The organism is Ketobacter sp. GenoA1 (assembly GCF_003671475.1).
Classification (GTDB): Bacteria; Pseudomonadota; Gammaproteobacteria; order Pseudomonadales; family Ketobacteraceae; genus Ketobacter.
Map to the genome: position 1 here is coordinate 372752 of NZ_RCHM01000045.1, position 11729 is coordinate 384480.

At 56.9% G+C, this 11729-nt stretch carries 10 protein-coding genes; 4 read left to right on the forward strand and 6 right to left on the reverse strand.

Annotated elements, in window-relative coordinates:
- Positions 1-171: 171 nt before the first annotated feature.
- Entirely contained in the window at positions 172-1563 is a 1392-nt protein-coding gene (locus tag D9N13_RS22155; RefSeq protein ID WP_290594155.1) for a PLP-dependent aminotransferase family protein, read from the forward strand.
- A 23-nt stretch (positions 1564-1586) separates the two neighbouring features.
- Here D9N13_RS22155 and motB read toward each other — a convergent pair whose 3' ends face one another.
- Both motB and motA read right to left on the reverse strand, forming a co-directional pair.
- A complete protein-coding gene (gene motB / locus D9N13_RS22160; RefSeq protein ID WP_290594156.1) occupies positions 1587-2633 on the reverse strand; it encodes a flagellar motor protein MotB in 1047 nt (348 codons plus the stop codon).
- Complete coding sequence (gene motA / locus D9N13_RS22165) at positions 2633-3484, reverse strand: flagellar motor stator protein MotA (RefSeq protein ID WP_290594157.1); 852 nt, start codon at positions 3482-3484, stop codon at positions 2633-2635. The genes motB and motA overlap by 1 nt, the downstream gene beginning before the upstream one ends.
- Positions 3485-3582: 98 nt before the next feature.
- Here motA and D9N13_RS22170 point away from each other — a divergent pair, with 98 nt between their 5' ends.
- Positions 3583-5343: an HDOD domain-containing protein gene (locus tag D9N13_RS22170; protein WP_290594158.1), complete on the forward strand. Its 1761-nt coding sequence runs from the start codon at positions 3583-3585 to the stop codon at positions 5341-5343.
- Between the two features lie 41 nt (positions 5344-5384).
- Here the strand turns inward: D9N13_RS22170 and D9N13_RS22175 are convergent, their stop codons facing one another.
- The gene (locus D9N13_RS22175) at positions 5385-6389 is read right to left on the reverse strand and encodes a glycosyltransferase family 2 protein (protein WP_290594159.1); all 1005 of its coding nucleotides are present in this window, start codon (positions 6387-6389) and stop codon (positions 5385-5387) included.
- Positions 6386-8002, reverse strand: coding sequence for an alkaline phosphatase family protein (locus D9N13_RS22180; RefSeq protein WP_290594160.1), 1617 nt, complete (start codon positions 8000-8002; stop codon positions 6386-6388). The genes D9N13_RS22175 and D9N13_RS22180 overlap by 4 nt, the downstream gene beginning before the upstream one ends.
- Positions 8003-8410: 408 nt before the next feature.
- Between D9N13_RS22180 and D9N13_RS22185 the strand changes: the two genes are divergently transcribed.
- Positions 8411-9247: a sulfurtransferase gene (locus D9N13_RS22185; protein WP_290594161.1), complete on the forward strand. Its 837-nt coding sequence runs from the start codon at positions 8411-8413 to the stop codon at positions 9245-9247.
- Between the two features lie 73 nt (positions 9248-9320).
- Complete coding sequence (gene asd, locus D9N13_RS22190) at positions 9321-10205, forward strand: archaetidylserine decarboxylase (RefSeq protein WP_290594162.1); 885 nt, start codon at positions 9321-9323, stop codon at positions 10203-10205.
- On the opposite strand, the gene D9N13_RS22195 is transcribed toward asd, so the two are convergent.
- Both D9N13_RS22195 and D9N13_RS22200 read right to left on the reverse strand, forming a co-directional pair.
- Positions 10202-10513: a hypothetical protein gene (locus D9N13_RS22195; RefSeq protein WP_290594163.1), complete on the reverse strand. Its 312-nt coding sequence runs from the start codon at positions 10511-10513 to the stop codon at positions 10202-10204. The two genes, asd and D9N13_RS22195, sit on opposite strands and share 4 nt — an antisense overlap.
- Positions 10514-10579: 66 nt before the next feature.
- Positions 10580-11653, reverse strand: coding sequence for a hypothetical protein (locus D9N13_RS22200; RefSeq protein ID WP_290594164.1), 1074 nt, complete (start codon positions 11651-11653; stop codon positions 10580-10582).
- Positions 11654-11729 lie beyond the last annotated feature (76 nt).

Here is an 11729-nt window from a genome sequence, read left to right on the forward strand (position 1 = left end):
CAGCACACAAACCCCTTGCCACGCATCGGGATGTTGCAGATTACGAGTGACAATTGATTGCTTTTTTATGCAATCAATTGCTGCGCCGGGGCATCAAATTGATTGGAACAATATCTGCAAACAAAGTTGAAATTGTTGCGCTGGGGGACATTGGCAGCCCTGGAGACACCTATGGATAAATATCGCCACTGGCAACAGGCGTTGCATGCAGCGGAAAAGAAGCCCGCCTACCTGATGATTGCGGACTTGATTGAAGCGGATATCGAGAAAGGCTTTCTGCAGGCCAGGGACCGACTGCCACCCTTGCGGGATCTGGCTTCGCTGCTGAGCCTGAACTACACCACGGTGACCCGCGCCTATAAGGAAGCGGCCAACCGCGGCCTGATCGACTCCCACCCCGGCTCCGGCTCCTATGTAAAAGGCCGCACCAGCACCTTGCCGCCACGCAATGGCAGCAACGTGGAAATGACCATGAATATGCCGCCGGAGATCGAGGATCATGGTCTGCAGACCCGTATCCGCGAAGACATTATCCAGGTAACACAACAGGCGGATCTGAACACCCTGTTACGTTATCAGGATTTTGGCGGCAGTGAGCAGGACAAAGAGGCCGCTGTCTGGCTGTTGCGCGATCTGATCCACTGTGCCGATACCCGGCGCCTGCTGGTGTGCCCCGGTATTCACAGCGCGTTGGTAGCGCTGCTGTCCCTACTGTGCGGTAAGCGGGGCACACTCTGTGTGGGCCATCTGGTTTACCCCGGCCTCAAAGCCATTGCCGCTCAATTGGGTGTATCGCTGGTTGCCGTGCAATGCGATCAGGATGGGCCACGGGTGAAATCCATTGAAGCATTGTGCAAATCACAGGAAGTATCCGCACTGTACTTAAACCCAACACTGCAAAACCCAACCACCCTCACCATGGGACAGCGCCGCCGGGAGGCCATTGCCGATCTGGCTCTGCGCTATAATCTGCCGATCATTGAAGACGATGCGTATGGCCTGGTGCCTGAAACACCTGCACCAGCCATTGCCAACCTGGCCCCCGAGCTTACCTATTATATCAATGGCCTGTCCAAATGCTTCGGCGCCGGCAGCCGCACCGCGTATCTGATCGCGCCCAGTGTTATTCAGAGCCAACGCATTGCCGGGGCATTGCGTGCCTTATCGGTAATGGCCAGCCCCATTACCAATGCTCTCGCCACGCGCTGGATTCAGAACGGCACGCTGCATACGGTGCGCAATCAACAACGCGAGCTGTCCCGCCAACGCCAACGGCGCGCCCGACAGGTGCTGGGGCACTTGCACCCGGTGGCCAATGAGGATGGGTTTCATCTGTGGTTGCCCCTGCCCGCCTCGCTTCCGGTCAATCCGTCGGATGTGGCGGTATTCCTGCGCAATCACGGCATCAGTGCGGTTTCCAGTGCCGCGTTTTGCACCGACAACAATCCGCCACAAGCCATGCGTATGTGTCTGGGTGGCCCCGTGGGGCTGCGCGAGTTGGAACAACGCCTGAATCTGTTACGGGATGTACTGCAGGAAAACGTGAATTTCACCATGATCTGATGCGCCCCCAACCTGCAGCGGTATTAAAACAATTCGTCGCGGGGAGGCGGGGGTTGCGTACGGGCGGCATCATCGCGCTGTTTTCGGGTCATGGTTTTGCGCAGGCGCTCGAAGGCCTCAAACTCTTCTTCCACATCCGGCTCGGCGGTATCATTGCCGCTATCCGGCAGCACGGGAAACTCATCCCCCATTGGCAACGCTTTACCACTCTGCTGCTGTTTCAGCTTGGCTTCCGACCGTTCGCTCATTACCAGAATACTGATGCGACGATTGATGGGATTTTTCGGATCATCTTTATCGTAGAGCATGGAAGATGAGAGCCCCACCACCTGCGCCAACTGCTGTTCGGAAACCCCGTTTTTCTGCAACGCCCGCCGCGCCGCATTGGCCCGATCCGCCGATAACTCCCAGTTGGAATAGTCACGCCGATCGGTAAACGCCTCTGCGTCTGTGTGGCCGGTGATACTGAGCCCATTGGGCACGCTGGAAATGGTGCCGGCCAGGGCATTCAGGATGTCATCCATGTAGGGTTTGATCTCATCACTGCCGCTGTCGAACATGGGCCGTGATTTGGCATCCACGATCTGGATCTGCAGACCATCTTTGGTCACATCCATGATGATCTGGTCCTTGTACTTGCGCAAACTGGGATCTTGCTCGATGCGGGTTTCCAGAGTCTTTTTTAAATCCTGAAACTTTCGGCTCTCAATCTGCGCGGCCAGATCCTGCACTGTGTCCTCGGTCAGCACGATGCCCTTATCCTGGATTTTGGTATCCGGCGTCTCCACGTTGGAGTCCCCGGAATACTGATCATCCTTGAGGCCACCACCCAGATCAATAACATAGGGGGAACCACCTTCGGTAAATGCGGTGGGGTCCGAAAAATACCCTGAGATGGCGGCCTTTTCTTCAATGGTGGCGGCTTCCATCAACCACAGCACCAGAAAAAAAGCCATCATTGCCGTGGCAAAATCAGCAAACGCCACTTTCCAGGCGCCACCATGGTGGCCGTGCTGAACTTTTTTGACCCTGCGAACAATGACGGGTCTGTCGCCGCTCTCGAACTCCATCAGCGACCCCGCAGGTGGTCTTCGAGCGCTGTAAACGAGGGCCGCTCACTGGAAAACAATGTCTTGCGCCCAAATTCCACCGCCAGCTGCGGCGGTATGCCATTGACCATGGCCAAGATGGCCGTTTTGGCGCACTCCAATGCTTTCATCCGCTCTTTGGCTTCGTGTTCCAGCGCATTACTCAGCGGCCCCACAAAACCGTAGGCCAACAGGATACCCAGGAAGGTTCCCACCAGTGCCGCCGCCACATGGGTACCCAGTTCTTCCGGCGGGCCGCCCAATGATTTCATGGTGATCACGATCCCCATGACCGCCGCCACAATACCAAAACCCGGTAATGCATCCGATACCCGCCCCAGAGCGTGGGCAGGCTGCTCCGCCTCCTGATAGCTGGTTTCAATATCCTGATCCATCAGGGTTTCCAGCTCAAAAGCAGACAGGTTTCCCGATGAAATAATCCGCAGATAATCACAGATGAACTCCAACAGGATGTGCTCCTCGAGGATACGGGGATAGCGCTCGAAAATATCACTGGACTTGGGCTCTTCCACATCCTCCTCGATGGACATGAGCCCATTGCGACGGGCTTTATTGAACAACTCATACAGCAGCGACAGCAGATCCATATACAGGGCCTGACCGTGGCGCCGCCCAATAAACGAACGCCCCAGTGACCTGCCCACATCGGCCACCACATGCAAAGGGTTGGCGACCACAAAGGCACCCAGGGCAGATCCCGCGATGATCAGCAGCTCAAAAGGCTGCCATAAGGTCAGCAGTTCGCCGTGGGACAACACATAACCACCCAGGACACTGCTAATCACAATGATGAATCCAACTAACTTAATCATATGACCTGTAAAGCTTTTCAACGTCTATAGTTAAAAGTTAAGGACAGCTTGACGGATTTAACAACTAACGGAATACATCTAGGGGCTACGTAGGGGCTATGGCGAGCGAATTTCAACCTGAAGGCCTGGAAAGCTGGGTCAACAAGCTGGACGAGCAGCGCTTGCCTGTCCTGCCCGCCAGCGCCCGTAAAGTGGGGCGTTTACTGCAGTCGGACGACGTCTCACTGCACGACCTGGGATCGGTCATCGCCACCGACCCGGTTATGTGGATACATGTGGTACGGGAGTGCAACCGCCAGTTCGGCGCGCGTGCAGCCGGAGTCCTGGCCAACCCCCAGCATTGTGCATCCATGCTGGGCCTGGACAAACTGAGCATTCTGATGCGTCAGTTCAAAGCCGCCAGAGGGGATGTCAACTCAGCACGGGACAGCCACTATTTTCAAGCCATACGCACCACTCTGCATGCAGCGGAACAGGCAACCAGCTGGGCCGGATACCGTAACCAGGCCAACCCGGACACCATGTTTGTGGGTGCTCTCATGGTGGGGGTTCCCTACTGGTGCCTGTGGCGTTACGCCCATCGGGAAATGGCGGTCATCGAGCGCCTGTTCAAACGCGAACACATCCCCCTTGCCGAGGCCGAACAGGCGGTATTGGGCTGCACCCGGGAAGCCATTGCAGTGGCACTGGCCCAGCGTTGGCATATGCCGCCCAGTATCCAGGATGCGCTCAGCGGTGACAAGTTGCCTGGCGCACGGTTTCTGGTCCGCTGCGCGGCACAGCATCAAAAGAACCCCCACTACCGGATGCCTAACCGCACCCCGGACGGCGGACTGGTCAACAATCCCGCCCTGCCCCTGGCCCTGAGCCATCACCTGGCGCAGGAGGCTGCCAAAGACTGGTATTCCCGGCAAACCGTGCGTTGCCTGGGCATCATCGCCGCGTACCTGGAACAACCGTTGGACACCATAGAGGCACTGGCCAAGCAAGTGGCCATCAGGGCGTCCGGGCGCTGGAACCTGCCCGGCACACAGGCCCCGGCGGCAAATCTGATTTGGCCGGCCAAACCGCGACAACCACGGCGGCTGACACCGGCGCAGCTGCCGGCCGCGGTGGCAGCACTCTTAAAAGCACCGGCACCCGCCACCGCACCCAAGGATACCCCTCCTCCCGCAGCCGGCCAGCCGCGCAAACCCAAACCCATCGGCATCCACAGCGAGCATCTGCCGGAGGATCTGGATCGTCACGCCATTCTCAATGCCCCGCGCCCCCTGGCCAGCAGACCGGCACCACAACCGCACCCCGGGTTTGTCTCCCATGATAAGAGAAAAGAGTTTGAAGAGCTGATGCAAAAGCTGCTGAAGGAGCCGGATTATTTCTCCACTGAATACGAATCCATTCGCTGTGTGGTGGACATACTGACCGATAGCACCGCGCTGCAGCGGGTTCTGGTCACACTCTATAACCGTGATGAACACACCGTGGAAACCTATTACGCCCGCGGCTGTGAGGATTATCCACGATTAAAAAAATGCAGTGTCCGACTGCAGCCCAGCAACCTGTTCAGCCAGTTGCTGAAGCAACCGGCTGCCACCTGGATCAGCCCGGACCGCCCCTCCCCCATTGCGGGTTTGATTCCGGGCACGTTCAAGCAGGCCGCCCAGAGCGATCACTTCTTCCTGATGTCCGTATTCAATCATCGGGGCGCCTATGGCCTGTTCTACGCAGACAAAGGAACCCATGACCGCATCGGCATGTCGGAATCCGAATACAAAATCTTTAAAATTGCCTGCAATACCTGCAGCAAGCACTTGGGAATCAAAGGCAGGCGCGCCGCTGCCAAGCCTGCCAATCAATAAGCGATACCGAGCAGGAAACCAACCAGGGTGAAGCCTGTCCTTTAGCGTAAGGAAAGAGACAATCGCTGCCGCACATTACGCACCGAATAACGTAAAAACAGCACGATGGAGCCGGGATCAAACGCCACACCGTTGAGTAATAAAATCAGACTTTTCGGATTGGCTTTGACCTGGCGAAAAAATTCCGCGAAATCCCAGAATTTCAACGGGTCTACGATTCTACGAAACTGGATGTAACGCTCGATGTCATGACCCCGCGCCTCGATCAGGGCCGCCACCGTGCTGTCTTCTTGCGCATCGAACTTCTGGGCAAACCGCGCGTGCATGTTTTTCCAGTCGATGTAGCTGTCAACCGTCTGTCGTTTGGTCAGCATGGATGGATCGTAAACCCGATAATTGTAATGGGGTGTACTCACGAATACCATTTGCCGCTCATATTGAAGACATTCCAGCAGGAAATAAAAATCCTCGCCGATGGAAAGTTTTTTGTTGTCGTCGTAACCTATGTTGTGCTGGGTCAGCAATGAACGCCGGATAAATGGCTTCAACAACCCCAGATTGCGTGACGCCCGGTTAACGCGATCACCCCGCAAGTAATCTTCCATACTCAGATAGCGCACTGCACCGGCACTGTTTTCGATCAACAGTTTATTCCAACTGCCATCTGCCGCCGTAATAAAACGCTGGTTGTCAGCGATGATGTTGGCACCGGTGTTGTTTGCCACTTCCAGCAGCGTGGCCAGACGCTCGCGATCATACCAATCGTCGGCATCCAGCATGGTAACCCATTCTCCGTTGGCTGCCTGCAGTGCGATGTTGCGGGCATGCCCCGGCCCCCGATTTGCGGCGCTTTGATAAACACGCACCCGCGCATCCCGCGCCGCCAACCGGTTTGCAACCCCCAGGGTTTCATCCAGGGAACAATCATCCACCACCAGAACTTCCACATCCCCCATGGTCTGTGCCAGCACCGATTGCACAGCCTGTTCCAGATACGCTTCCGCGTTAAAGGCCGGGATGATAACGGATACCCGCGTTTGACTCATACCGTTGCTTTGACCTTATGACCCACACCACGCGCGCGCAGGTTTCCATTGTCAGTGAGCGTTTCTTTCAGCGGTGCCGGCACCGGCTGCAACAATTCTGGAATAGGGCCACCATCGCCGTGGCCCATTTCAACTCCCAGCAAAGCTGCCAGCGTGGGCGCCAGATCCTCTGTGTTCACCGTGCGCGCCATGGTTTGCGCCTGCCATTCGTGGGCCAGGGCAAAAAAGCGTCCCTTGATGCGATGATCTCCGGTCCGGGTTTGCATATCCAGGCCTTGCGCATCAATGCGCCCAACCTTGTCGGACTCGATGAAGTTGATGGCATGGTTACGATTCCAGGTCACCAGAAGATCCGGCAAGCGTGACAGGAAGGGGCCACTGTAATGCTCCCGGGTCTTGAGAACTTCACGCACCACGGGCTCACCCGACTCCGGGTTGCGCAAGGCCGTCAAATCCGCAATCAACCGGTCACACAGCGCAGCGTATTCAGATTCGGTCACCACACCCCTGGATTCTCTACCCTGAAGATTAATGCGTACCCCTGCCGTACGGTCATTGGCATACACCTCAAAGAAGCGACGCCCTGCACGATTGGGTTGAAAGCCATCGTTGGTGACGCTGTTGCGCAAACCAAGAAACGGCTTGCGCACGGGTTCCGGCATGATTCTCCAGACTTTTCTGGCACTGTCCATAAGCCAGCCCGAGCGCGTGGCCACCGTTTGGTTCTCCAGTTTGGCCAGCACCCGGTCCAGCATCCGGGTCGCACTGTGCCTTGGCCCCATACCATGACTGAGGTACACCATCACCCGAGCGTCATCGGCCACGGCATCCAGCAACCGGCCCAAGGCACGATCCAGCGCCCTGTAGATTTCCCGCAACGGGTTTCCCACCTGCCGCGCCAACTCAGCATCGTGCAGATGATAATCCGGATCGTGCAGATGCCAGCAGCGGTGTCCGGCGCAATGGGCTTCGGTAAACACCGACATGAAAAAATCCCAGGGAGCCTGCTGCCAGTAGTGCAGAATCATATCGGTCTTGCTTTCGATTCGCCGGCTGTAGATCTCCACGAATTCCTGCACGGCTTCCACTGTATCCATGGCGAAAAAGTCACTGGAGCGACCGCCGGCGGGATCGGGGCCAAAGCGTTGCACAATCTCATCGGCCAACTGCGGCGGATGAGTGCGTAAATGCAGAAAATCCCCGCCACCGGCGGGCACATGACCTGCACGGTCCACCACCTTCATGCCGTTTATGCCGTCGACGGGATAATGGTAAGGGGCATCAATTACCGCACAGCGCTTTCCCGCCCGGCTCAACACGGTCCACAGCGGTGGCGTGGAATCCTGTTGCGGCTGAAACGACTGATGCTCGTAGGATTCGGGATTGAACAGACGGGCGCCATCGTACTGCCCCATATTCCCCGGCCGCAGACCAAAGTAGAAGGTGGGCCAGACACAACCGGCCTCCAGGCCCCGAGGCACATCCACATCCCCCACCAGGGCATTATCCAGCAGCCTGCTGAAATTCGGCAATACACCCTTACCCGCCCACAGATCGATCAAATCCTTATCGGCAGCATCCAAACCAACCAGAAATACACGGGAACTCGGCATCGGCATACACTCCTTTATGAATTTGCCCGGAATCATCATTGTTATCAGATGTGCAGAACGTTGCCTGCTGAATGATCGGACGGCGAACAATATTAAACCAAAGCAATAACCAGACCAGCTCTTATATGCCCACAAACACGGTGTGCATTCCGGCAGTCACAGGCCGCTGAGTGCCGATTATTCCCTGACTAATCAATAATCACACCTTATCCGGGAATTATGACCATTTTCCGCATCCTCTGACCGCGGACTCTGCTTATGGGGGTTGGCAGGCAACAGTCAAAGCCACCTGCCACCAGCCTTAAATTGAAGCAGCCGTGCACCTGCTTCGGGCATTGGGCGGGAATCACACCGTAATAGGAGGTGTCAAAAGTGTTACAATCAGCCTGAATTGCCCAGAGAGAACCTATGAGTGAATTGACCTTACCCCTGTTGCTCGAACCTGCCGAACTGGCGGCTAATCTGGATCAGGCCAAGCTGCTGATCATCGACCTGTGTCGGCCGGAACAGTATGCGGCCGCCCATATTCCCGGGGCAGTCTATCTGCCGTACCAACAGTTGATGAGCGGCCAGATGCCGGGCCCCGGCAAACTGCCCCCGGAAGCCAGCCTGTCACAGGTTTTCTCGGCGCTGGGATTAACCCCGGACACCCACGTGGTCGCCTATGATGATGAGGGCGGAGGCTGGGCCGGCCGCCTGATCTGGACCCTCGATGTACTGGGCCACACCCGCTACTCCTATCTCAATGGCGGTTTGCACGCCTGGGCCGCTGAGCAACGCCCCCTGGAGGAGGGAGTCAATGTGCCGACCCCCAGCACCTACACAGCCCATTATAACCCCCGGCCCAGCATGACCAAGGAAGAAATACTGCAGCGCCTGGAGTTACCCAATTTCACCATCTGGGATGCGCGCTCACCGGAAGAATACCTGGGCATCCGTCACGGCGCCCAGAAGAACGGCCACATACCCGGAGCGGTGAACTATGAATGGACCCGGGCTCTGGATCGTCGCAACGGCCTGCGCATCCGGAACCTGGAAGAAGTGCGCCAGGAACTGGCCGCGCTGGGCATCAGTGCCGACCGACATGTGGTCACCCACTGCCAGAGCCACCACCGCTCCGGGTTCACCTATCTGCTGGGAAAGATACTGGGCTTTGACAACATCCAGGCCTATCCGGGATCCTGGTCGGAATGGGGAAATGATCCGCATACCCCGGTTGAAACCGGGGCGCCTCACAGCTCATAATCGCGCCGTCACGCAACCGGCATTCGTTTATTGAACCGATCTTTGTAATTGCCACGACCATAGAGTACCCGACATGACTGATTCCGCACTCAATCGACTGAAAGTGCTGCCGCAATATTGCGTCCCCCAACACCTGCTCTCCCGCGCGGTGGGACTGCTGGCCGAATCCCGCTGGCCTCTGATTAAAAATACCTTTATCCAGTTCTTCCTGCGCCGCTACGGCATTGACATGTCCCTGGCGGCGGAAGAAAACCCCACCGCCTACGCCACCTTCAACGACTTCTTCACCCGTGCCCTGAAGGACGGTGTTCGCCCCATCACCGAGCACGGCATCGCCTGCCCGGCGGACGGCAGCATCAGTCAATTGGGGGCCATAGATGATGATCGTATCTTCCAGGCCAAAGGCCACCATTACACCCTGAACCAATTGCTGGGTGGCGATGAGGAAATGGCAGCCCGGTTCCGCCATGGTCAGTTTGCCACGGTGTACCTGTCACCCCGGGATTATCATCGGGTTCATATGCCCCTGGCCGGCAAACTGACCCACATGACTTACGTGCCGGGCAAACTGTTTTCCGTGAACAACCTTACCGCCGGCCAGGTACCGGCGCTGTTCGCCCGCAATGAGCGGGTGGTGGCTTACTTTGACACGGAGCTTGGCCCCATGGCCGTGGTGCTGGTAGGCGCCATGGTGGTGGCCAGCATCGAAACCGTCTGGGAGGGCCTGGTGACGCCGCCCAAACGCACCCTCAAGCATTTTGACTACGCTCCCCGGGATCGCCGCATTGAGCTGGGCAAAGGCGAAGAGATGGGCCGCTTTAAGGTGGGATCCACCGCCATCGTGCTGTTCGGCCCGGGCAAAATGCAGTGGAACGATGCCCTGCAGGCCGGTTCCCGTGTCTGTATGGGGGAACAACTGGGTAAACCCCTGCCGTCCGAGTCATCCACCGGCCGCTAGTCGATCACTTCCACGAAAGGTTCTTCGGTGAGGTTAAGCAGGATTTCTTTCTTGTAGGTGGTGAGGATAAGGCGGTTGGTATCCAGGCGCTGAATACTCACCACATCATCGATGGAATCGTCTTCCGGCTGGTTGAGCAGATTGGTTTCGTGAAAGGAGACGATGCCGGGAAAAACGATCCGCCGTTTAAGATTCTGGCTTTCCGGCCCGTCCAACAGCTCCACAAACACCAGGCGGACGTCGATGTCGTACACCAGATTGCCGATATAGGGAGAGCAATCCCCAATAAGTTGTTCAGTCAGTTCCATGATCGGACTGCCCCTGCGTTATTTCGAGGTGGCCATTGTAAGCGTCAGGGGCCGTTAAACAAAGCCTTACGCCACATGTGAGGTCAGCCGATACTCCTGCAACAGGCGATCAAAGCCTTCAAACAACGATACAGACAACTTCATCACCATATTAAAACGGTTATGTTGCGCCAACAGCGTGCTCTCCAGCCCGTTCAACTCATGGGTCACCGGCAAACCACCTTTCACATGATCAGTCAGTTCCTGCAGCGGCTCAATGATCGGATCAATGTACGTTTCCACCTCCCGTCGCAGCTGAAATTCCAACTGGATCAGAGCATCCATGGGCAGATCCAACTGCGCCAGCGCGGCATCCACCTTGTCGGTTATGGAACCCTCGGCATCGTAACGCACATCCACCGAGGTCAGGGCCTTACCCAGTTTTTTCAGCACCACCATGGAAGGCACCAGATCGTCAATGGCGCTGTCCATGGCAACGGCCATGCGCATCAATGGCTCCAAGCGCGCACTCAACTCCATCAGCCGATTCATTTTGCCCATCAGTATGGACATGGTATTGGCAATATCCGAGGTTTCGCTCTCCATGACCTTCAACCGCGGCCCGTATAACGCCAGCTGTTCCTCCACCGGTATGGGCAGACCGGACATCAGCTCCTGATCGGACAGGCGGACCACGGCTTTTTTCAACAGCGTAAGGCGCTCATCAAGCTTTTCCAGATCCCGGGCCATCAACTCAATGACCGGCGAGGTACTTACCGTAAAAACAAACAGGGGGTTCAGATACCCGTTGAGGCGGGCAATCTGATTATAGGCACGGTCGATGGGGGCCTTGAGCGATCGCGCCGTATCGTGCAGGTGAGCGGCCGGACGCAGCACCAGGGTCATGGAACGGCGCGCCAGCTTCTCCGCCACTTCACTCTCGCCGATGGCAATGTCGTTGACTTCCTGCATGGCTTTGGTGGATTTGGCAAGACTGCGTAACGTATTGCGCAACGATGCCAGCCCCGGCGGCGCCGCCAGGGCAAACCGGTCCGGTTCTGCCTGCAGAATATTGTTTATGTTGGCGACAAATGTGTGCAGGTTGCGCACATCACGGGCCAGGGGGTAAAGAATCGTTTTAATGTTACGGGCTTCATCCATGAGCGCGTCCCTCAACTGGGTTCCTGCTGGTTGGGTATAACTGCATTCATTCGGCCTCAGATTGCCAGAGACCCGT